General features: G+C 71.2%; 16 protein-coding genes. 9 read left to right on the top strand and 7 right to left on the bottom strand.

Annotated features, from left to right (window positions below; genetic code table 11):
* Positions 1–14: 14 nt before the first annotated feature.
* Positions 15–443, bottom strand: a complete 429-nt coding sequence (locus ACWGUG_RS06595; protein ID WP_452324235.1) for an SRPBCC family protein — start codon at positions 441–443, stop codon at positions 15–17.
* A 77-nt stretch (positions 444–520) separates the two neighbouring features.
* Here ACWGUG_RS06595 and ACWGUG_RS06590 point away from each other — a divergent pair, with 77 nt between their 5' ends.
* Together ACWGUG_RS06590 and ACWGUG_RS06585 are read left to right on the top strand one after the other, a co-directional pair.
* Entirely contained in the window at positions 521–1,108 is a 588-nt protein-coding gene (locus ACWGUG_RS06590) for a GNAT family N-acetyltransferase (protein ID WP_452324234.1), read from the top strand.
* Between the two features lie 101 nt (positions 1,109–1,209).
* The gene (locus ACWGUG_RS06585; RefSeq protein WP_452324233.1) at positions 1,210–3,126 is read left to right on the top strand and encodes an adenylyl cyclase; all 1,917 of its coding nucleotides are present in this window, start codon (positions 1,210–1,212) and stop codon (positions 3,124–3,126) included.
* 67 nt (positions 3,127–3,193) lie between these two features.
* Here ACWGUG_RS06585 and ACWGUG_RS06580 read toward each other — a convergent pair whose 3' ends face one another.
* Positions 3,194–4,186: an aldo/keto reductase gene (locus ACWGUG_RS06580; RefSeq protein ID WP_452324232.1), complete on the bottom strand. Its 993-nt coding sequence runs from the start codon at positions 4,184–4,186 to the stop codon at positions 3,194–3,196.
* Positions 4,187–4,291: 105 nt separating this feature from the next.
* Between ACWGUG_RS06580 and ACWGUG_RS06575 the strand changes: the two genes are divergently transcribed.
* Both ACWGUG_RS06575 and ACWGUG_RS06570 read left to right on the top strand, forming a co-directional pair.
* Entirely contained in the window at positions 4,292–5,374 is a 1,083-nt protein-coding gene (locus ACWGUG_RS06575) for an FUSC family protein (protein ID WP_452324231.1), read from the top strand.
* A gap of 74 nt (positions 5,375–5,448) precedes the next feature.
* Positions 5,449–6,192: an NADPH-dependent F420 reductase gene (locus ACWGUG_RS06570; RefSeq protein ID WP_452324230.1), complete on the top strand. Its 744-nt coding sequence runs from the start codon at positions 5,449–5,451 to the stop codon at positions 6,190–6,192.
* A gap of 73 nt (positions 6,193–6,265) precedes the next feature.
* On the opposite strand, the gene ACWGUG_RS06565 is transcribed toward ACWGUG_RS06570, so the two are convergent.
* Positions 6,266–6,652: a hypothetical protein gene (locus tag ACWGUG_RS06565; RefSeq protein WP_452324229.1), complete on the bottom strand. Its 387-nt coding sequence runs from the start codon at positions 6,650–6,652 to the stop codon at positions 6,266–6,268.
* Between the two features lie 310 nt (positions 6,653–6,962).
* On the opposite strand from ACWGUG_RS06565, the gene ACWGUG_RS06560 reads away from it, so the two are divergent.
* Positions 6,963–10,412, top strand: a complete 3,450-nt coding sequence (locus ACWGUG_RS06560; RefSeq protein ID WP_452324228.1) for a hypothetical protein — start codon at positions 6,963–6,965, stop codon at positions 10,410–10,412.
* A 39-nt stretch (positions 10,413–10,451) separates the two neighbouring features.
* Here ACWGUG_RS06560 and ACWGUG_RS06555 read toward each other — a convergent pair whose 3' ends face one another.
* Both ACWGUG_RS06555 and ACWGUG_RS06550 read right to left on the bottom strand, forming a co-directional pair.
* The gene (locus tag ACWGUG_RS06555; RefSeq protein ID WP_452324227.1) at positions 10,452–12,836 is read right to left on the bottom strand and encodes a LuxR C-terminal-related transcriptional regulator; all 2,385 of its coding nucleotides are present in this window, start codon (positions 12,834–12,836) and stop codon (positions 10,452–10,454) included.
* A gap of 209 nt (positions 12,837–13,045) precedes the next feature.
* Positions 13,046–14,266, bottom strand: a complete 1,221-nt coding sequence (locus tag ACWGUG_RS06550) for a globin domain-containing protein (RefSeq protein WP_452324226.1) — start codon at positions 14,264–14,266, stop codon at positions 13,046–13,048.
* A gap of 132 nt (positions 14,267–14,398) precedes the next feature.
* Between ACWGUG_RS06550 and ACWGUG_RS06545 the strand changes: the two genes are divergently transcribed.
* From ACWGUG_RS06545 to ACWGUG_RS06530, 4 genes are all read left to right on the top strand, one after another.
* On the top strand, positions 14,399–15,025 hold the full coding sequence (locus ACWGUG_RS06545) for a helix-turn-helix domain-containing protein (protein ID WP_452324225.1): 627 nt from the start codon (positions 14,399–14,401) through the stop codon (positions 15,023–15,025).
* A 76-nt stretch (positions 15,026–15,101) separates the two neighbouring features.
* A complete protein-coding gene (locus tag ACWGUG_RS06540) occupies positions 15,102–16,427 on the top strand; it encodes a flavin monoamine oxidase family protein (protein WP_452324224.1) in 1,326 nt (441 codons plus the stop codon).
* 235 nt (positions 16,428–16,662) lie between these two features.
* Complete coding sequence (locus tag ACWGUG_RS06535) at positions 16,663–20,250, top strand: OmpL47-type beta-barrel domain-containing protein (protein WP_452324223.1); 3,588 nt, start codon at positions 16,663–16,665, stop codon at positions 20,248–20,250.
* Positions 20,251–20,370: 120 nt separating this feature from the next.
* The gene (locus ACWGUG_RS06530) at positions 20,371–20,679 is read left to right on the top strand and encodes a DUF6907 domain-containing protein (RefSeq protein ID WP_452324222.1); all 309 of its coding nucleotides are present in this window, start codon (positions 20,371–20,373) and stop codon (positions 20,677–20,679) included.
* On the opposite strand, the gene ACWGUG_RS06525 is transcribed toward ACWGUG_RS06530, so the two are convergent.
* Positions 20,657–21,301 carry a response regulator gene (locus ACWGUG_RS06525; RefSeq protein WP_452324221.1) on the bottom strand — a complete coding sequence of 215 codons (645 nt, stop codon included), beginning with the start codon at positions 21,299–21,301 and terminating at the stop codon, positions 20,657–20,659. The two genes, ACWGUG_RS06530 and ACWGUG_RS06525, sit on opposite strands and share 23 nt — an antisense overlap.
* A complete protein-coding gene (locus ACWGUG_RS06520; RefSeq protein WP_452324220.1) occupies positions 21,295–22,692 on the bottom strand; it encodes a sensor histidine kinase in 1,398 nt (465 codons plus the stop codon). Before ACWGUG_RS06520 ends, ACWGUG_RS06525 begins: the two co-directional genes overlap by 7 nt.
* Between the last annotated feature and the right edge of the window lie 217 nt (positions 22,693–22,909).

The following is a 22,909-nucleotide window of genomic DNA, read 5'->3' as shown; positions in this document are numbered from 1 at the left end:
GGTCGGACGTCCCGTCAGAGGTGCTCGCCCGGCGGACCGCCGTGCCGGTCGACGAGCCGCTGCAGGCAGCTCGACCAGCCGTCCACGTGCTGCGTCCGCTCGTCGGCGGTCGCGAACCCGGAATGCCGCACGATCACACGGGTCGTGGCATCCGCCGCCTCTTCCAGCTCGATCCCGACGTCGGTGGTGTGCTCCTCCCCCGCCCACCGCCACGCCAGCCGCAGGCGGTGCGGCGCCTCGAAGCCCAGCACCGTCGCCTCGACCGCGATGCCGGCCACCTCGGAGCGCACCTGCCATGGCCCCAGCTCGTGCACCTCGACGAGCGCGGTCGTCTCGAACCGCGGCGGCCAGAACCAGCTGACGAGCAGGTCGCCGAGCGTGAACTCCGCCCAGACCACGTCGACGGATGCCGCGACCAGCGCCTCTTCGGTGAGCTCATGCATCTCAACACCGTACGCCCGAGCAGCCGCAGCCGACCGCTCCCGTCGCGCACGTCGGAGGGCGGGTCTACGCTCCCGCCATGAGCGCACTCCGCTTCGTCCCCGCGAACGAGGCGTCGTGGGACGACCTGCAGGCGATCCTCACCGGCGCCGCCGGACGCTGCCAATGCCAGCGGCAACGACTCGGCGACCACGACTGGTGGTACATGCCCGAGAGCGAGCGGGCCGCGATCCTCGAGGCCGAGACGCACTGCGGCGATCCGCGCGCCACCGAGACCATCGGCATCGTCGGGTACGACGACGCCGAGCCCGTCGCGTGGGCGGCGGTCGACCGCCGCGGGGTGTACGGACGCGTGCGCGGATCACCCGTCCCCTGGCAGGGACGCACCGAAGACCCCGACGACGACTCCGTCTGGGCGATCCCGTGCCTGGTGGTCCGCAAGGGCCATCGCGGCCAGGGTCTCACCTACCCGCTCGTCGCGGCCGCCGCCGAGCACGCACGCGCTCGCGGAGCCGCGGCCGTCGAGGGCTATCCGCTTCTGGCAGAGGGCAAGAAGGTCATCTGGGACGAGATGAGCGTCGGCGCCGTCGGGCCGTTCCTCGCGGCCGGATTCCGCGAGATCACGCACCCCACCAAGCGCCGTCTCGTGATGCGACGCGACTTCTGAGCGAGCAAGCGCTGTCCGAAAACAGTCCTTGAGAACGCTCCCACGATTGGTTACAGTCCGGTAAGCAACATCGCTTCCCACCCTCGACGGAGAGGTTCCCCATGCCCGCACCTGTTCCCCGCCTCGGTGTCGCTTCGGCGCGCTCCGGGCGCCCCGCCCGGACGGCGCGCCTCCTGGCCGTCGCCACCGGCGCGGCCCTCGTCGCCGGCGCGCTGTTCGCCGCCCCCGCCACCGCCGCGCCGCCGCGGACGGTCGACCCGTTCGACCCCGACTTCGGGCCGAACGTCACGATCTACAGCCCCGACACCCCCGTCTCGCAGATCCAGACCGAGCTCGATGCGCTGCACGCGCAGCAGGTCGACGCCGAGATGGGTTCGGAGCGCCGGTCGGTGTTCTTCCTGCCCGGCCAGTACGGCTCGGCCGCCGAGCCGCTGCAGGCGAAGGTCGGCTACTACACCGAGATCGCGGGCCTCGGCGCCTCACCCGAGGACGTCACCATCCACGGCGCCGTCGAGGTGTACAACCGGTGCCTCGAGAACGGCGGCACGAGCAACTGCCTCGCCCTCGTGAACTTCTGGCGCACCATCTCGAACCTGTCGATCGACATCGACAAGACCGGGCAGGACGGCTGCCGCGCGAGCGCGGAGTTCTGGGCGGTGTCGCAGGCGGTCTCGATGCGACGGCTCGACATCTCGGGCGCGAACCTCTCGCTCATGGACTACTGCACCGCCGGCCCCCAGTACGCCAGCGGCGGCTTCATCGCCGACTCGCGGCTGCCGTTCGTGATCAACGGGTCGCAGCAGCAGTGGCTGATCCGCAACAGCGAGGTCGCCGGCTGGTCGAACGGCGTGTGGAACCAGGTCTTCTCGGGCGTCGTCGGCGCCCCCGATGACGCGACCTTCCCGGACCCGCCGTACACGACCCTCGACGAGACGCCGCTCAGCCGCGAGAAGCCGTACCTCTACGTCGACGACGACGGCCGCTACAACGTGCGGGTGCCGGCTGCCGCCGAGGACACGCGCGGGATCACCTGGGCCGACGGCGAGACCGCGGGGCGCAGCATCCCGATCACGGACTTCTTCATCGCGACGCCCGCGGACTCGGTCAAGGACATCAACAACGCGCTCGCCCGCGGACAGCACCTGATCCTCACGCCCGGCGTCTACGACATCGACCGCACGATCGAGGTCAAGCGCGCGGGCACCGTCGTGCTCGGCCTCGGGCACGCGACCCTCACCGCCGTGGGCGGCGCCGTCCCGATGCAGGTCAAGGATGCCGACGGCATCGTGATCGCCGGCGTCACGATCGACGCGGGCACCGAGCTCTCGCCCGCGCTGCTGCGCGTCGGCGAGCCCGACAGCGACAAGGTGCTCGACGCGGCGAACCCGATCACCCTCAGCGACGTGTACTTCCGCGTCGGCGGACCGCACATCGGCAAGGTCACGACCGCGCTCGAGGTCCACTCCGACGACGTGCTCATCGACCACACCTGGGTGTGGCGCGGCGATCACGGCATCGAGGGCTTCACCGAAGGCGTGAACGGCGACACCGACCGGTGGAACACCAACACCGGCACGAACGGCGTCATCGTCGAGGGCGACCGCGTGACGGCGACCGGCCTCTTCGTGGAGCACTTCCAGCAGTTCAACACGCAGTGGAACGGCGAGGACGGCCACGTGGTCCTGTACCAGAACGAGCTGCCGTACGACCCGCCCACCCAGGCGGACTGGACGCAGCCCGACGGCACGCTCGGCTACCCCGGCTACAAGGTCGCCGACGACGTCACGACCCACCGCCTCGACGGCGCCGGCGTGTACGTGTTCAACCAGAACAACCCGTCGATCCTCACCGAGAACGGGTTCGAAGCGCCCGAGACGCCGGGCGTGCAACTGCACCACATCATGACGGTGAACCTCTCTGCCGGCACGATCCAGCACGTCGTGAACGGCATCGGCGGTCAGGCCGACACGACCAAGATCGGCGTGCCGCAGTACGTCGTGGACTACCCCGCGCCGTAAGGCCGGATGACGGATGCCTCGGCCCGGCGGATCACGCCGGGCCGAGGCATCCGCGTGTCGCGCGTGTTCACCAGAGCGGGTGGATGGACGCCCGCAGATCCCGGTCGTAGACGTCGCGGACGACCCGGTCGAACGCGGCGACGTCGAAGCCGTCGTCGAGGAGCGCACCCGCGGCGGCGTTCGCCTCGGCCTGCTCCACGTTGCGCGCGCCGGGGATGACGCTCGTCACGCCCTCCTGCGCGGCGATCCACGCGAGCGTCGCCGCGGGAAGCGACACGCCGTCCGGAAGAGCGGCGGCCAGCTCGCGGGCGGCCGCGACGCCGGTCTCGAAGTCGACGCCCGAGAACGTCTCGCCGCGATCGAACGCCTCGCCGTGCCGGTTGTAGGTGCGGTGATCGTCGGCGGCGAACGTCGTCTGGGCGGTGTACTTCCCCGACAGCAGGCCCGACGCGAGGGGCACGCGTGCGAAGATCGCGACGCCGGCTGCCTGCGCCGCGGGCAGCACCTCATCGAGCGGCTTCAGCCGGAACGGGTTGAAGATGATCTGGACGTTCGTCACGTTCGGGCGGGCGATCGCGGCGAGCGCCTGCGCGCACGTCTCGACCGATACGCCGTACGCCGCGATCGCGCCGTCCGCGACGAGCGCGTCGAGGGCGTCGTACGTCGTGTCGCTCTCGATCACCGCGGTGGGCGGGCAGTGCAGCTGCACCAGATCGAGCGTGTCGACGCCGAGGTTGCGGCGCGACCGGTCGGTCCACGCGCGGAAGTTCTCGGGCGTGTAGTTCTCGGGCTCCTGCGCCGCGCGCCTGCCCATCTTGGTCGCGACGGTGATGCCGTGGTCGCCCCGCCCGGCGAGGAAGCGCCCGATGATCGACTCGCTCCGCCCGTCGCCGTAGACGTCGGCGGTGTCGAAGAGCGTGACGCCGTGATCCGCGGATGCCGCGAGCACGGCCGTCGCGTCCTCCTCGCTGACATCCCCCCAGTCGGCGCCGAGCTGCCAGGTGCCGAGACCGATCGCCGACACCGAGCGTCCGGTGCGGGCGAGTGCGCGCTGCTGCATGGGGATCCTCCGCGATCGAGATGAGCGGGTTCCAGCATCCCACCTCCTGCACCCTGTGGCGCGGAGACTAGGTTGGGGCCAGCGACCGATGGGAGGGACGTCGTCATGGACGAACGCGCCGAACCGCTGAGGCGGGCCGTGTCGTACACGGCGCGACTTGCTCAGCAGCCGCGCCTGCTGCTGGCGATCAAGACATCGCTCGCGGCGGTGATCGCGTGGTACCTCGCCCCGCTGATCCCGTTCGCCGAGGACCAGTACACCTACTACGCGCCACTGGGGGCGCTCGTCACCATGCACCCGACGATCGCCCGGTCGGCTGCGGTGGGCATGCAGGTGCTCCTCGGCCTGGCGGTCGGCATCGGTCTCGGCATGTGCGGAGTCGCGGGGCTGCGGCTGGGGCTGCCGGGCGGCCTGGTGCTCGGCGTCGTCATCGGCGTCGGCGTGCTGCTGGGCGGTCTCCGGCTCCTGGGCGCCGGCGGAGACTGGGCGGCGCTCGCGGCGCTCTTCGTGCTGCTGACCGGCGGCTCCGACCCCGAGGGTTTCTCCATCTCGTACCTCGGCACGGTGGCGTTCGGTGTCATCGTCGGCATCGCCGTCAACCTCATCGTGGTGCCGCCGCTGTACCTCCGGCAGGCGGGCGAGCGGCTGTCCGCGTTCCGCGACACGGTCACCGGCCTGCTCACGGATGCCGCCGACGCCGTCGCCGAGGACCGCATCGAGCCCGACCGCTTCACGTCCGCGCTCGAGTCGCTCGACGAGGCGCGGGCGGCCGTCACGGTGGAGGTCGACGAGGCCGACGAGAGCGCCCGCGCCAACCCGCGCCGCCGAGGCCACGGCGACGAACGGGAGCAGAACGCGCTGCGCATGGCGGCGCTCGACCGGACGGCGTTCCTCACCCGCGACCTCATCGACCTGCTGCTGGAGCTGCAGGCCTCCGACGACGCCGCCGTCACCGATGAGGTGCGCGCCCAGCTCGCCCAGGCCATCCGCTCCGCCGCCGCGCTCACCGCCACGCCCCTGGGCGACGAGGCCGCGCCCCGCCGTTTCCGCGAGGCGAACGAAGCGCTCACCGCCTACCAGCGGGCGCTCGGCACGCCCCACCCGTCGCACCGCACCGGCATCGCCACCGGCGCCGCCGTCGAGTTGTGCGTCCGGCGCATCATCGACGTCTCGCGCCCCTTCGTCTGAGTCACGCGCCCCCGCGCCCGTGCGCATGCCGCGTCGGCGGGGCGCGGCATCCGTCCGGCGGTTAGCCTGAGCGGATGGCGGAACGCAGCGACCAGAGCGGCACGTCGGCGGACCTCGAGCAGATCCGGACGCTCGGCATCATCGGCGCGGGGCGGGTCGGCCGGGTGCTCGCGCGGCTCGCCCGCGAGGCCGGATACCGCGTCCTCGTCGCCGGCTCGGGAGACCCCGGCCGCATCGCCGTGCCGATCGAGGCCGTTGCTCCGGGGGCGACCGCGGCCGAGGCATCCGTCGTCGCCCGCGACGCCGACGCCGTCGTGCTCGCGCTGCCGCTCCCCCGCTACCGGGAGCTTCCCGTCGAGGAGCTGCGCGGCAGGATCGTGATCGACGCCATGAACTACTGGTGGGAGGTCGACGGGCTGCGCTCGGACCTCGCCGACCTGCGCACGACGACGAGCGAGACGGTGCAGCGGTTCCTCCCGCAGTCGCGCGTCGTGAAGGCCTTCAACCACGTGGGCTACCGCGACCTCGACGAAGAGGCCAGGCCCGCAGGCGCTCCCGGGCGCAAGGCGATCGCCGTGGCGGGTGACGACGCCGCCGCAGTGCGCGCGGTGATGCGGATCGTCGACGCCCTCGGATTCGACCCGGTGCTCGCCGGTCCGCTGCGCGAGGGCATCAAGCTCGAGCCCGGGGCGGAGGCGTTCGGCGCCGACGTCGACGCCGCCGAGCTGCAGGCGATGCTCGACCGGTTCGAGACGTCGCAGCGCGGCATCGTGGTCGCCCGGGCGCGCCGCGATGCGGGGACGGATGCCGCGCCCTGACCGGCGCGGCTCGGGTGAGCTGTCACCTCAGTCTGGCGCAGCCGGCGAGGTCAGCCGGCTGCGCCAGGCCGTTTCAGACGCCGGTGCGGCGCGGCTCCAGGAAGAAGTCGTACGACACCGATCCGTCAGGCCGGGTGTCCGCGTGGTGCACGAACTCGAGCCCGCGCTCGTCGAACGCCTTGAGCCACTCCTCCCAGCTCACCGGCCGCAGCTCGTCGAGCTCCGGCCCGAAATCGAAGTCGAACCGCAGGTCGCCGACGGCGTCGCCGGTGTCACCTACCGTCGCCGGCGTCGCATGACGGTCCTCCGCCCACCGGCGGATCTCGTCGTGATCGGTCGTGGCGGTCGTCACCTCACTGCGCGACGTGTCGTACTCGCCCTCGCCCACGGCGTCGATGCTGCGTTCGGCGTCACGCATGCCGGGGTCGACGGCACCCATGTCGTCTGCGTTCCTGTTCATGGCAGACCTCCTCTGCATCGATTCCAGCCTCTGCGGATCGCAGGCGTGCGGCGAGGGGGTTGTCAGCACCGGACGAGCACGCTAGCCGAGCGCCGGCCGGTTGCCGGCCCATCCACAAGATCGGAGGTCTTCGCCGACACGCCGCGTGGCGGCATCCGTTCCCCGCGTGTCGGCGAGAACCTCCGACGCTGTGCGCGCCCGCGCTCCGCCCCCGCGGCATGCAAGATAGGGCATTTGCCCGATGCGGCACCGGGTGCTTCGCGGTTGGGTGCACACAGTACGAGCATTCTGCGTGCAGAGGAGAGCTGCGATGAAGCTGCGAACCACCCGCCTGATCGTCGCGATCACCGTCGCCGCGCTCTTCACCCCTCTCGCGGCCTCGCCGGCCGCGGCCGACACGACAGAGCCAGACGACCCGATCACGTCGTTCACCGTCCCGATCGTCGCGGAAGGGTCGCTGGAGCTCGTCATCAGCTCGAACGGCTCGCTCACGACCATCGGCGACCAGTCGACCGTGCGGTCGCAGTGCATCGACAGCGGCTCGGGCTCCATCTGCATCGGCACGCAGGGCACCGGCGACCCGTTCGCGGGCGACCTGAACGTCGGCGGCTCGGTATCGGGCTACACCCTCGGCGACGAGGGCGGCGCGGCGGAGGCGCTCGGATGGATCATCGGTGAGGGCGTCGACGTCATCACCGCCATGTACGACATTCCGGCCGACGGCCGCGTGCAGCGCCTGGCCGGCGACCAGCTCCGCGCCTACGTCATGATGCGGATCCTCGACATCCTCGATCGCTCGCTCTACGGCGTCGAGCTCACGGCCAACGAGCAGACGACCCTCGACTACGTCAACCGCCAGCTGCTCGGCACCGACCGCAAGATCGCCCAGTACGCCGTCGAGGAGCACGCGGCGTTCAAGGCCTTGGAGTGCGGGTACACGCCGCCGGCGGCGCCCGCGTTCATCACGAATCCCGTGCCGCTGCCCAAGGAGGTCGTCGACTGGTGTGCGCGCAGGCACACGGTGCTCGAGAGCGCCTTCGTGTTCGCCCCGCCGCAGCCGTCGGCCGACGCCTTCCAGGCGTGGGGGATGTACCGCAACGCCGCGGAGCTCGGGCTGGACCGGCTTTCGACGTCGGGCTACGCCGACGAGATCGCCGACGTGCAGCGGGCGTACGGCGCACTGGCGGGTGCCGCGATCGCGGGAGGGGCCGCTGCCGCGGCCGCCGCCGCTGCGGGCAGCGCCGCCTTGGCGGCCGGCACCGCCGGAGCCGGGACCGCTCTGGGGACGGTGTTCGCAGGCGTGTTCCCACACGCCGCATGGGGAGGCGCGCTCGTCCCCGCCACGGCGGCCGGCGCGGCGGCGACCGTCGTGGGGATCGTCATCCTCGCGATCGTCGTCACGGTGGTGGCCTCGATCCAGCTCGCCGAGCACGAGCAGGTCGGCATCAAGCTCGCCGAGCGCCTGAAGAACGCCAAGGACGCCACGGACCCCTTCTTCCTCGACGATCTGCGCGACGACTACGCCGGACTCGAGCTGCGCGAGGGCATGACAGCCGAGAACCAGCCGGCGTACCGCGACGACCCAGCGGTGGCGAGGATCCTCGATCTCATCCTCGTCAAGACGTCGAACACGATCGACGGCGCCTTCATCCCCGACGTCGACGCGCTGTGGACCCCCAACGAGACGACCGAGCAGGACTACCGCTTCCTCGTGATGGACGGCACCACCACCCCGCGCGTCGAAGACTCCATCACGGTGCCGATGGGCGACAGCGACACCACCGTCCGCTTCAGCCGCGACTGGATGATCGTCGACGAGGGCGACGGTGAGAAGCCTGCCCTGGAGTTCCGGTACACCGACAACGCCGGGCGCGAGACGACGGCCAGCCGTGTGCCGCCCGCCGAAGGAGCGGCAGCCCCCGACGGTGGCTTCAGCGTGTCCCGCCTGGACGGCGACGGCATGCTCGTGGCCCAGCGGGCATCGACGATCCACTACATCGACCGCGAGGGCCGCTCGGTCTCGGTCGCGCTCGTCGCACCGGACGTGCCGAGCGTCGGCGGCGTCCGGCCGAGCGCGGTCGGGCCGCTCACGCCGGGCCGGACCGTGATCCTGCGCCCGAACCCCGTCGCGGCCGACGGCACGTTCGACGGTCTTCACGAGACCGGGTACAGCTATACGTGGACCGTCAAGCGGGTCGATCCGATCACCGGCGCGTGGATCGACGTCGTCCCCGAGGTCACCAGCTACGACACCAGGTTCAAGCCGACGGAGGTGGGCGACTACCGTGCCGCCGTCCGCGCGCACGACACCGATCCGGCGGACGGCACCGTGCCCGACGCGTGGGGCTCGGTCGACTTCCGCATCGTTCCGCCGCAGACCGAGATCGCGGAGCTCACGTTCCACGACGACGGCACATCCGGCCTCCGTGTCTCGGCGCAGCTCGGGGCGGCGGTGCCATCGAACGACTTCACCATCGACGTCACGTGGCCAGGCTCCGTCACCGGTGAACCGGGCGAGCACTCGCGCGTGGACCTCACCTGCCACACGATCGACCCGATGAGCTGCTCCAGCGTGAGGACGGACCTCTTCCCCGAGCTGAAGGCCGCGCTCTCGCACACGCTCGCCGGCGATGCGGACCTCACCCAGGGCGTCGAGGTGACGATCACCGACCGGTTCGGCACCGCCACCACGCAGTCCTTCGCGATCGACGACCCGGCGCGTCCGGTCCTCACGGCGCCCCGCACCGCCCCCGGTGCGGACCAGCCCGGCTTGGTCGTGTTCGACCCCGTCCACTCGTCCGTCGAGATCCCCGTGCAGGTCACCGCGAACCCGAACTACGAGCTCGCGCGGATCGTTCCCGGCACCGGCGGGACGCCCACGTCGTTCGGGGTCGTCGATCCCGCCGACGACACGCCGAAGTCGATCGTGCAGTTCCTCGACGGCGCCGTGACCCTGTCGACGGGCTACGACACCGCGAACGGCGAATGGGTGCTCGACCTCCGGGTGACCGCCGGACTCGACGATCTGGGGACGACCACCATCCCCGTCGTCGTGCAGCAGGTCACCGGCGCCCGCACCATGATGCCGCTCACGATCGACCTCGTCCCGGCGTCCGGCGACCGCTTCCGCGCCGCCGTCGCGAACGAGATCGACCCGCTCGCCATGTCGGTCGACACCGTTCCCGAGCTCGTGCCGTACGTCATGGGCGGACGTGAGGAGTGGGGCGACTACACGGGCGACCTGTGCGTCAGCCTGCTGTACACGGAGATACCGGCGAGCCCCGTCGAGCGCTGCGGAACCGTCGCGAGCCTGCTGGACGCCGACGGACGCCTTTCGGCGATCTCGTTCCCCGAGTTCGACCCCGACGGGCTCGAGACCGGTCGGTACGAGGTGACGGCGCGGATCCCCGGCGACGAGCACTCCGACGACACCCCGTTCACCGTGTCGTTCCGCCTCCTCAGCGGTCCCCCGACGATCGACTCGTTCGCCTGGGACAAGGCGAAGAACGCCGTCCGGTTCAGCACCACCCCGTTCGGTCCCGATGCGCCGATCACCGGCTACGCCTGCCGCCTCGACGGCGAGCCCGTCGACTGCGCCGACGCCGCCTCGGGATCGTGGACGGCTCCCCCGCTGGTGCAGGGCACGCACACGTTCGACCTGATGGTGACGGATGCCGCCGGCAACTACACCGCGGACTCCTTCGAGTTCACCCTCAAGAAGGACACGAAGGTGAAGACCCCGAAGCCCCCGAAGCCCTGACGACGGCTGGCCCGGAGGCTACCGCGCGGTCGCCGGAGGCTACCGCGCGGTCACCAGCCCGTGGCGATGCGCGTACGCGGTCGCCTCGGCACGGCCGCGGACATCGAGCTTCCGGTAGATCGCGACCGAGTGATGCATGACCGTCTTGACCGACAGGAGCAGCTCGTCGGCGATCTCGCGATTGGTGAGCCCGTTCGCCAGGAGCGCGAGCACCTCGAGCTCGCGCGGCGTGAGACTGCCGGACGACGCCTGCGGGGACGCGGGCGACGGCACATCGCGCTGGAGCCACGCGAGCGCGAGCGCTGCGCCCCCGGCCGAGGACTCGACGCTGCCGGCTGCCACCAGCGCCGCGTAGCGCTCGCCGCCGAGGTGCGCCCGCAGCTGCGGGGCCAGCGCCTCGTACGCCTCGCGTCGCCGCGGCGGCAGGAGCCGGACGATGCGCTCCTCGTCGGCGGCCACCGCCCCCAGCAGGCGCGCCGCGAAGGCCGCATCGCCCGACCGCGCGGCGATGAGCGCCGCGTGCACCACCGAGAGGCCGGCCGCGCTCGTCCAGCCGCGCCGTGCGGTGTCCTCGAGCCGGAGGCGGCACCAGTGAGCAGCCTCCGGGATCCTGCCGGCATCCAGCTCGCGCCCGGCGAGCGCCGCCAGGATCATCGACTCGATGTAGGCATCGCCCGACGTGCGTCCGAGCTCGAGGGCGGACTCCAGCGACGGCACGGCGAGCGGATGGTCGGCGGGCTCGGGGCGTGCGGTCCGAAGCAGCACCGTCGCGGCGGCGACGGCCTTGGCGTCGGCGACGCGGGTCGCGCGCCGCAGGGCCGTCAGGGCGAGGTCGATCGCGTCGTCGAGGCGCCCGCTCGTCTGCATGAGCACGGCCGACCACACCTCGAAGCGCGCGAGCCATGCGGCGTGGCCGATCGACGCCGCGAGGGCGCGGCCCTTCTGGATCGACGAGACGAAGCGGGCGACGTCGCCGGTGGCCGGGTGGATGGCCACCGCGACGGAGTGGCAGAGGAGGACGAGCAGCGAATCGCCCAGCTCGTCCGCGAGGTCGCGCGAGCGCTGCCACCGCGCGCCGATCTCGGCCGCGCTCCCCTGCGCGTCCGGCGTCTCGGCCATCAGCGCCGCCGACCACAGCCACACCCGCGCGGCGAGCGCCGGCTCGAGCCCGTCGACGGCGCCGGTCGCGATGACCCTCCCGAGCACGGCCTCCACAGCGGCCCGCTCCGGGAGTCCCTCGAGCACGCCGGCGGCGTCCACGGCGAGGCGCGCCGCCGTCACGGGGTCGGCGGCCAGGTCGTCGAGCACCGAGACGACGTCCCGCCGAAGCACGCGGATCCGCTCGATGTCGATCGACGGCCGGCAGTCCGCGGCCGCACGGGCTGCGGCATCCGCGGTCCTGCAGACATAGGCGCGACGCAGGTCGCCCGCCCGTCCGCTGTCGGCCCATTCCGCCCCACGCACGTACGTGCGCACGATGGGGAGCAGGTCGAACGCCGGCTCCTGCTCTCCGACGGCGATCGGCTCGACCAGACGGCTGTCCACGAGCGCACCGAGATCGTCGAGCACCTCACCGAGCGGGCGGCCGTCGAGCGACACGAGGGCGTCGACAGGGAACGTGCCCTCGAACCCGGCGGCGCACACCAGCAGCGCGCGCTGACCGCCCGTCAGCGCGGCGGTCGTGGAGTCCAGCGCGTCGCGGAGGCTGAGCCGTCGCCCCGTCCCGTCCCCCAGACCCGACGTGAGCAGGTCGGGGTCGCTCCCGTCCGCGGCGAGGCGTGCCGCGAGCTCGGCGGGCGGAAGCAGTCGCACGCGAGCCGCCGCGAGCTCGATCGCCAGCGGCAGACCGCCGACCAGGCGGCAGACCCGGGCGACATCGTCTGCGGTGCCGGGATCGAGGTGGAAGTGCGCGTCCACCTCCTGCGCGCGCTGGACGAACAGTCGCACGCTCGGCGACTCGGCGACCGTCTCGAGATCGGCGCCCGGCAGCGGGACGGGGAGCGGCTGGAGTCTCACGTGGCGCTCTTCGGGCAGCCCGAGCGGAGCGCGAGAAGCGACGACCACGGCAAGCGTCGGGCACCGGTCGAGGAGCCTCGGCAGCCCCGCACGGAGCGACTCGGCGTCGGCGTGGTCGATGGCGAGGGCGATCGGCCTCCGGGCGACGACCTCGGTGATCCGCGCCTCGGCGTCCTCGCCGCCGTCCAGGCCGATGCCCAGCCGCCGCGCCACCGTCACCCAGATCGGCGCCTCGCGTTCGGCGTCGGCGAGGTCGACCGACCACGCGGCGGCCGAGGTCGCCGCGGCGCCCAGGACCGCACTCGTGCCCGACCCGGCCGGTCCGTGGATCGTGACGATCCGCGCCCCCGGGTCGGCGAGATGACCTCTGACCAGCGCGAGGTCCCGCTCGCGCCCGATGAGCGTCACGCCGGCGCCCCTTCCCCAGAACCCTGCGATCTCGGAGCCTCGTCGCCCCGTGACCACAGCATATTGGCACGCGCCGGCACCCGCGCCAGTGCACAGGATCGGAGGTCGTGCGCGACACGCCGGGGCGCGGCATCCGTCCCCCGGCGTGTCAGCCAGAACCTCCGATTCCGTGCGCGGCGCACGACCCCGACGCCGGGGCGCCGCACGGTTCAGGCGGCCGCGGCCTCCGGATTCTGCGCCCACAGGTCGGGGCCGAACACCTCGTAGTGGATCCGCTCGCCGGGGATCCCGCGCCCGACGAGGGTGGCGCGCGCAGCGCGCATGAAGGGCAGCGGTCCGCACATGAAGACCGTCGCGCCCTCCGGCAGCTCGACGTCGCTGAGGTCCATGTACCCCGGACGCGCCGGGTGGAGCGTGGGTGCGCGATCGGCATCCGTCTCGTACCAGTTCTGCGCCTTCGCGTCCTCCATCGCCACGACCTGGCGCCGCAGCGACGAGTACAGGGCGTGGGTGTCGTGGGCGCGGTCGGCGTGGAAGAGCCGCACCGTGCGGTGAGGCTGGCGCCGCGACAGGTCCTCGAGGATCGCGGCGATCGGAGTGATGCCGATGCCCGCCGAGACGAGCACGAGCGGCCGCTCGGACTCGTCGAGCACCACATCCCCCGCCGGCTGCGAGACGTCCAGCACGGTGCCCGGCTGCGCGTTCTCGTGCAGCCACGTCGACACCTGACCGTCGGGCGCGCCGTCCACCCCGCGGACGCGCTTGATCGTCACGCGCAGCGAGTCGCCGCGAGGGCCGGAAGAGATCGTGTACTGGCGGGGCTGGCGCGACCCGTCGGGGAGGTCGACGGCGATCGCGACATACTGCCCGGTGCGATGCGACGGCACCTCGCCGTCGACCGGCGCCAGCAGGAGCGAGAACACCTCGTCGGACTCCTCGAACCGCTCGACCACCCGGTGCGGCCGCCACGGCTGCTCCGGGTCGGTGCCGCCGAGGGCGTACAGCTTGGCCTCCTCGGCGATGAGCGAGCACCCGAAGAGCCAGTACACCTCGTCCCACGCGGCACGCACCTCGGGGGTGACGGCGTCGCCGAGCACGGTTCCGACCGCATCGAGCAGGTGGTGTCCGACGATCGTGTACTGGCGGGCCCGGATGCCGAGCGACACGTGCTTGTGGGCGATCCGGCGCATCACCGGGGTGAAGTCGGGGGCATCGGGGTCGATGAGGTGCACGGCGAACGCCACGACGGACGCGGCGAGCGCCTTCGGCTGCTCCCCCACCGCCTGATTGGCGCGGTTGAACACCCGCAGCAGCTCGGGGTGGGCGGCGAACATCGCCGGGTAGAAGACCTTGGTGATCTCCTCGGCGTGCGCGGCGACGACACCCGCGGTGGCTCGGACGACGGCTTCTGACTCCGGTGAGAGCTTCATGCGTTCCCTTTCTCGCTCCGGTCGCAACGCCTTCGAGCCTCGTCTGCCCGCCGCGGGAGCGCTGGGCGTTCCACCGGTTTTATCCGGCGCTCTCCCCAGCACCGTGGGAGGCTGCCCGGCTACGGTCGAGGGATGCCACGCCGCGCACACGACTTCCGTGGGCTGACCCAGCCGCGCCGCCTCCAGCTGCTGCGCGCCGTCCAGCGGGTGCCCGGACGCCGCGCCGGCGAGCTGGCGTCGGAGTGCGGCATCCCGCTCAACACCGTCCGCGACCACCTGCGGGTGCTCGAGGACGAGGGCCTGATCCGCAGCGAGGCCCTGCAGGTCGGCGTGCGCGGTCGCCCGCCCGTCGTGTTCCATCCGGTACGCGAATCGGCCCCGAGCGCCGCGGCGAGCGCACGCGTCGTGGGGGCCGAGAAGCGGGGACGGATGCTGCGCGCCGTGACCGGCGCCGAGCCTCCGGTGCTCGACGCCGACGCCGCCCGCCAGCTCGACGTGCTGTACGAGCACCTCGACGACGCCGGTCTCGACCCGGCCGTCGACGAGCGGACCCTGTCGTTCGACCTCGCGCCCTGCCGCTACCACGACATGATCGACGAGGACCGCGCGCTCGTCTGCGGCGTGCACGCCCGTCTGGTGCAGGACGTGCTGCTGCACGCCGACGGACCGCTCGCGATGGAGCGTCTCGAGCCCTTCGTCACGGCGCACCGGTGCCGCCTGCTCCTCACGCACGCCGAGGGCGCCGTCGGCTCGGCGTGAACGCGGATTCGCGACCCGGTCGCCCGCTCGATAGCGTCGGGAGCGCGCGTCGGTGCGCGAAGGGGTGGGATCGACGATGGAGCACTTCGACACGATCGTGGTCGGCGCAGGCGTCGCCGGACTGACCGCGGCGCGGCTGCTCGCGAGGGCCGGGCGCCGCGTCGTGGTGCTCGAGGCCCGCGACCGGGTGGGCGGGCGCATCTCGACCGATCGCCGGTACGGGCTCACGACCGACATGGGCGCGTCGTGGATCCACGGGATCACCGGCTCCCCCGTCGCCGCGGCGGCGGAGGCGTTCGGCATGCCGATGGTCGAGTTCACCGTCGGCGGGTATCAGCCGGACAGTCGCCCGATCGCCTACTACGGGCCCGACGGCGTGCGGTTGACGGATGCCGCGGCCCGGGCGTACATCGCCGACATCCACACCGTCGACCGGGCGCTGATCGATGTGGTCGCGGCATCCGCTCCCGATGCGTCGTATCGCGACGTCACCGAGGCCGCGCTCGACGCGCAGGGCTGGGACGCCGAGCGCACGCAGCGCGTCCGCGAATACCTCGAGCACCGCACCGAGGAGCAGTACGGCGCATGGATCGAGGACCTCGCCGCGCACGGCCTCGACGACGATGTCATCGACGGCGACGAGGTGGTCTTCCCCGACGGGTACGACCGACTGCCGCGGCGGCTGGCCGAGGGCCTCGACATCCGGCTCATCCACGTGGTGTCGCGGGTGCAGTGGTCAGCGGAGGGCGTCCTCGTCACGACCGACCACGGGCTGTTCGCGGCGGACAGCGCGATCGTGACCGTGCCGGTCGGCGTGCTGCAGTCCGGCGACCTCGAGATCGAGCCCGCCCTCCCCGAGCCGGTCGCGGGAGCTCTCGGAAGACTGCGGATGAACGCGTTCGAGAAGGTGTTCCTGCGCTTCCCGACGAAGTTCTGGGACGACGGCGTGTACGCGATCCGGCAGCAGGGGGACGAGGGCCGCTGGTGGCACTCGTGGTACGACCAGACCGCGCTGCACGGCACCCCGACGCTGCTCACGTTCGCCGCCGGTCCCGCGGCGGTGGAGACGCGGGACTGGACCGAGGAGGAGATCGTCGACTCGATCCTCGCTCAGCTGCGGCGCCTCTACGGCGAGCGCGTGGCGAAGCCGACCTCGGTGCACGTGACCGACTGGCAGGACGACCCGTGGTCGCACGGCTCCTACGCCTTCATGACCGTCGGCTCGACGACCGCCGACCACGACGACCTCGCCACGCCCATCGGCGGCGTGCTGCATCTCGCCGGCGAGGCGACGTGGACCGACGACCCCGCGACCGTCACCGCCGCGATGCTGTCGGGCCATCGTGCGGCGCAGCACGTGCTCGGACGGGATGTCGCGATCGAGGATGCCTGGGCCGACTGACGCCCGAGGATCCGGCGTTTATGGATCTGAACGCGCCGTTGCCTCGGCGTTTAGGTATTTGAACGCTGCAGGCGTAGGCACGCGCAAACGCGGCTCATAGGTTCGGGACATACCCGAAACTGCGCTACCCGCCGGCGCTCCACTCGAAGGAATCGCGATGGATTCGTCACGCCTGCCCGCACGCCGTTCGTCCGCCGCCGCGGCACCACCTCGGACGCCGCGGAGCCTCTGGGCGGTGATCGCCACCGTGCTGGCGCTCGTCGTCGCGGGGCTGAGCGCGCCTGCCGCGTTCGCAGCCTCGAACGTGACGTCGGCGACGTTCTCGAGTGATCCCGGACACGTCTCCGCTTCGGGGATGCTGTTCGTCAAGACCGGGGCAACCGTGACGCTGACCCTGGCGACGTCCCCTGACACTGTGTGCGTCGAGGTGAGGGGGGCGTTCAGCGCAACCCAAACGTCTACGGCAGGCAAGAGCCTGTGGACGGTGACAACGACGGCCACCGGGAGCGACGGGCTGCGCGGTGTGACCGCGGGCGCCTCCGACAAGATCGTGACCAACAACAACGGGACGAACTGCGGTGGCCAGGGCCAGACTGTTCCCGCGTCGTACACGATCGACAACACCGCGCCGGTCTTGAGCGCCACCGTCGCACCGACGCCCAATGCGGCCGGTTGGAACAACACGTCCGCGACGGTCAACTGGACCGCCACGGACGCGGGAGCGGGTGTCAAGAGCGGCCCCAGCCCCGCCACGGATGAGGTCACGACCGACGGCACTATCACCCGAACCTCCAGCGCCACGGACCAGCTCGGCAACGTCGGGAACGGCGAGGTCACGGTCCGCGTCGACAAGACGGTTCCGACCATCACGGCTTCGCAGGTGAAGAATGCCGACGGCACGACGACGATCACGTTCACGTGCTCGGACGCCACGTCGGGCATCGCCACTACGCAGGGCTGCATCGCGGACGGTTCGACGACCAACGCCAAGACGGTCGGGCCGAACACGACAGTCAACGGCACCGCCAAGGATGCGGCGGGCAACACCGCCACGGCATCCTCGACCTCGCCCGCCGGCGACACCACCGGCCCGGTGCTCACCGGCCTGCCCACCACGCAGCCCAACGGTGCCGGTTGGTACAAGGGCGACGTCGTCATCGACTGGACGGCGAGCGATGCCGAGTCGGGCATCCCGGCGCAGCCCGCCGACACCACCATCACCGGCGAGGGCACGGCTCTCACGAGCACGCAGTCCGCCACCAACGGCGTCGGCCTGACCACCACGGCCACGAGCCCGGCGGTGAACATCGACCGGACGGCGCCCACGACGGGCATCTCCGGTGCCTCGAACAGCTGGGTCAACGCGGTCGTCCTCACGCCCGGTGACAACCTCTCGGGCGTCGCCCGCACCGAGTACACCGTCGACGGCGGCGCCGTGCAGCAGGGCACGACGTTCTCGCTCAGCACCGAGGGCGCACACACGATCACCTACCGCAGCGTGGACGCCGCCGGCAACGAGGAGGGCTTCCACACCGCGACGGTCAACATCGACATGACGGCGCCCACCATCGGCCACGGCTTCGACCCCGACACCTATACCGGCGCCGGCTGGATCAACACCACCGTGATCGTTTCGTTCACGTGCGAGGACCAGGGCGGCTCGGGCATCGCCGGCTGCACCGACGATGTGATCGTCGCCGACGAGGGCGAGCAGAGCGTCGTGGGCACCGCGACCGACAATGCGGGCAACGCCTCGAATGACACCGCCACGGTTCGCGTCGACAAGACCGCCCCCACCATCACCGCGACGGTCGGAGGCACGAAGAACGACGCCGGCTGGTACAACGAGGACGTCACCGTCAGCTTCTCGGCGGAGGACGCCCTGTCGGGGATCGCGAGCCTCTCGCCGGCTGCGGTGCTGAGCGACGGTGCCGGTCAGACCGCGTCCGGAACGGCGACGGATGCCGCGGGCAACAGCGCCTCGACCACCGTGACCGGCATCAACGTCGACACGACCGCTCCCGTGCTCACCGCTGAGTACTCCACGGCATGGAGCGCCGGCGACGTCGCGGTGGTGTGGACGTGCACCGACGATGGCGGATCGGGCGTCGCGGACGCTCCGGGCACGAGGGTGGTCGACGGCGAGGGTGCGAACCTGTCCGACACCGCGAGCTGCACGGATGTCGCGGGCAACACCACCGTCGAGATGGTGACCGGAATCCGGATCGACCGCACCGCTCCGGTCACGACGGCTTCGGTCGCCGACGCGGGCGACGACGGTTGGCACAGTGCGGCTGTCGAGGTGACGCTGACCGGCAAGGACAACCTCTCGGGCGTGGCATCCACCTTCTACACCGTCGACGGCGGCGCAACGCAGGAGTACGCCGGTCCGTTCTCGATCACGGCGGACGGCGAGCACACCGTCACGTTCTGGAGCAAGGACAACGCGGGCAACGTCGAGCAGGCCGGTCCGTCGATCGAGGTGAAGGTCGATACCACCGCCCCGGCTACCGAGGTGATCGACCCGATCTCGCCGGCCAGCGGCTGGTTCGTGACGAGCGGCATCCCGTTCGCGTTCGACGCTTCCGATGAGCACTCCGGTGTAGCAGCGACCTACTACACGATCGATGGCGGCTCGGCGCAGACCTACGGTGAACCCTTCGAGGAGAACCTGTCGACGGGCGAGCACAAGATCACGTACTGGAGTGTCGACATCGCGGGCAACACCGAGGCGGTGCATGAGCTCACGATCAACCTGGATCTTGTAGCGCCCACGATCGACGCCAAGAGGTCACCCGAGGCGAACGATGCCGGCTGGAACAACACCGACGTGACGGTGACATTCACGGCGACGGACACCGGATCGGGCGTGGACGAGGACACCCTCACCAAGCCAGTGACCGTTACCGAGGAAACTGCCGAGCAGGTTATCTCGGGCAGTGTGAGAGACGTGGCTGGCAACCAAGCGAACGCCAGCATCACGGTGAGGGTTGACAAGACGGACCCGACTATCTCTGCCGATGAGCCGGCGGGCACGCTGGGCAGCAACGGCTGGTACACCAGTGACGTCACCGTGGGATTCACCTGCGCTGACGCGCTGTCGGGGATGAAGACCTGCCCCGGCCCCGTCGTCCTGACTTCCGACGGTCAGACTGCGTCCGGAAGGGCTATCGATAAGGCCGGAAACACGGCCGACGCGATCCTCAGTGGAGTACACATCGACAAGGTGGGCCCAAAGGTCACAAGCGTGAACGTCGACAGCAAGGAGTTCACCCTCGGCGCAGTGCCGACGCCCACATGCATCGCCACCGATGACGGCGGGTCAGGGGTCGCATCTTGCACCGTCGCCGTATCCGGCGGCAATGCAAGCGGCGTGGGCACGTTCACCTACCAAGCGACCGCCACCGACGTCGCCGGCAACACGTCGACCGCCAAGGGGTCGTTCACCGTCATCTATCGTTTCGACGGGTTCCTGCAGCCGATCAACGACACTGCGCACCAGATCGGCGTTTCAACGAGCATCTTCAAGGCTGGGAGCACGGTGCCGGTGAAGTTCCAGCTCAAGGACGCCAACGGCAAGGTCGTGCAGCCGGCAGCGGCACCGACGTGGATCACGCCCGTCAAGGGCAGCAGCACCTCGGCGGCCGTGGACGAGTCGATCTACACCGTTCCCGCTGACAGCGGCAACGTGTTCCGGTACGACGCCACCGCGCAGCAGTACATCTACAACTGGAAGACGGGCAACTCGGGCGGCAACTACTGGCGCATCGGGGTGAAGTTCGACGACGGAAAGACGTACTACGTCAACATCGGCCTGCGTTGACGCGCTGACCGAAGACCGGACCTCCTCCTCGTGGGGACGGAGGAGGTCTGCCGGGGCTCCTCGCTTGGGGACGAGGAGCCCCGCCCTCGTGGCCCACGGCGACCCGGCAGGGAGGACCTCATGGCTGTGGACGGTCTTGATGCCGGACTCTACGCCCCGGCCGGGCAACGGACCTGTCCGACATGGTGCCGCACCCGTCACGGCGCCGCCGCGGGCGAGGACGACTGGCTCCACGTCAGCGAGCCACTCGTCCTGGCCGACGACGTGATCGCCCGGCTGTGCATGTCGGTCGACCCGCGAACCGACGAGGCCGACGGACCGTACGTGATCGTCGGCACGCGCGAGTACTCGCTCGCAGAAGCCGCCGAGCTCGGGGCATCCCTCATCCAGCTCGCGGCCGTCGGTGCTACCCCTCGTTCAGCAGCTTGAACGCGCCGGCGCGGTCCTTCACCTGCAGCTTGCGCAGCACCGTCGAGACGTGCACGCGGATGGTGGTCGGCGACAGGTACAGCTGCTTGCCGGCCTCCTCGGTCGAGAGCCCCTGCGCGAGCAGCTCCATGACCTCCCTCTCGCGTGGACTCAGCTTCGAAACCGCCGACGAACGCGCGAACGGGCGTCGTGTGGGCCGACGGAACTCGTTCAGGATGCGCGTCACCAGAGCGGCCGGCATGGCCGCCTCGCCCGCGAGTACACCGCGCAGCGCATCGGGAAGCGACACGGGATCGGCGCTCTTGAGCAGATAGCCGGATGCCCCCGCCCGGAGCGAGTCGAAGAGGTCATCGTCGTCGGCGGACTGGGTCAACATGACGATCGCGGCATCCGGGAGCCGACGGCTGATCTGCTGGGCGGCGGTGATCCCGTTGCCGGGCATGTGGATGTCCAGCAGCACGACGTCGGGCCGGTGTGCGAGGGCGAGCTCCACCGCCTCCTCGGCGCTGGCGCCCTCTGCGGCGACGACGCAGCCGCCGGCCTCGAGCGCGGCACGCACCTGGGCGCGGACGCGCGCGTGATCGTCGGCCAGCACCACCTCGATCGGACGTTCCCCTACCATGCGACCGTCACCACGCTCCCCTTGCCCCGATGCGATTCCATGCTCAGCACGCCGGGCAGGCCCTGGGCCCGGTCGCGCATGCTGATGAGGCCGTAGCCCGAACCGGCCGCGATCGTCGCGTCGACGTCGAACCCGGTCCCGTCGTCCTCGACGGTCAGTCGCCGCGCGCCGCCGTCGCGACTCAGCCTCACCCAGATCCGCTCGGCCTTGCCGTGGCGGACGGCGTTCGACACCGCCTCGCGAGCGATCCGCATGAGCGCATGACGCTGGTCGGAATCGGCCGTGATGGAGTCGTCGACATCGACCTCGAGGTTGACCCGATAGCGCTCGGAGAGCTCGCGCACCGCGCGGTGGAGCGTGAAGCCGAAGGGCTCCTCCTCGACGGTGCGGCCCAGCGCGTTGACCGCCGAGCGCGCCTCGTCGAGCCCTCTGTCGCACGCCGCGATGATGCGGAGCGCGTTCGGCGAGCCCGTCGGCAGCGCATGGCTCTCGGCGCGGATGTAGCCGAGCTCCTGTACGACGCCGTCGTGCAGCTCGCGTGCGAGGCGACGACGATCGTCGAGCACGGCGGCCCGCGCCTGAGCGGTCCAGTAGGAGTTCATCTCGCGCATCGCGCCGATGAGCAGCAGCAGGTAGCACCCTGTGCGCAGGAAGTCGCCCGTGTAGAGCCAGTCGGTGTAGAGCGAAGGGAACAGCGCGTAGTTGAGTCGCGCGAACCCGCCGAGGGCGCAGGCCGGACCGAGCCACCGGAGCAGCTCGTCGTCCCGCTCGGTCGCCTGAACGGTGAAGGACGCGGACGCGATGAAGAAGGATGCCGCCGCGACGGCCTGGCCCGCGATCAGAAGCGGGTGCGCTCCGGCGAACGGCGGGTCGGTGGACGTCGGGATGTACGCGGGGTCGAGCGCGAGCGGCAGCTCCAGCCGCACCGACCACAGGGCGAGCGCGCACAGCACGACCGCGAAGGCGACCGCACCGAACACAGTCGTCGCCGGTCGGTGGGGCACCAGCTGTCGGGCAGACCTGTCACGGACGAGCGCCGCCGCGACGATCAGCAGCCCGCCGAGCACGCGGACGCCGATCGGCAGCCATACCTCGAACCGGCCAGTGGGCTCGGTGAGGAGCGCGCCCGCCACCGCGGTCAGCCCGAGGCCGGCCACCGCGAGGAGAACGAGCCCCACGCACAGGAGCAGATCCTGCAGCCGCCCCGCGCGGCTGTACCTCCCGTAGACCAGGTACGCCACGAGGAGGGCGACGCAGGCGTCGACGGTGTCGAGCACCAGATGCAGCGACGGATTCCTGTAGCCGAATGAGACGATCGGGCTCCACAGCACGAGCGCAGTGACGGCGATGCCGACCGCGCACCCTGCGGCCGTCAGACTCCTGTCGGTCACGTGGCAGTCGCCTTTTCAGGCGACGCCGAACAGCGGTGATCCGCTTCCCCCATGAAGACACCCCGGATGATTCCCCGAGCGGCCACCCCCCTGGAGCCGCTCCCGTTCCGCGATTGTATCCCCACGCAAGTGTCGTGGGAATCGTCGGATCCGAGAACGAAAGGGACCCGCTGATGCCGATCCCTTTTTCCTGTCGGGATGACAGGATTCGGACCTG

Source organism: Microbacterium sp. NPDC055455, assembly GCF_053619935.1.
This window is presented reverse-complemented; position numbering and strand designations above follow the sequence as displayed.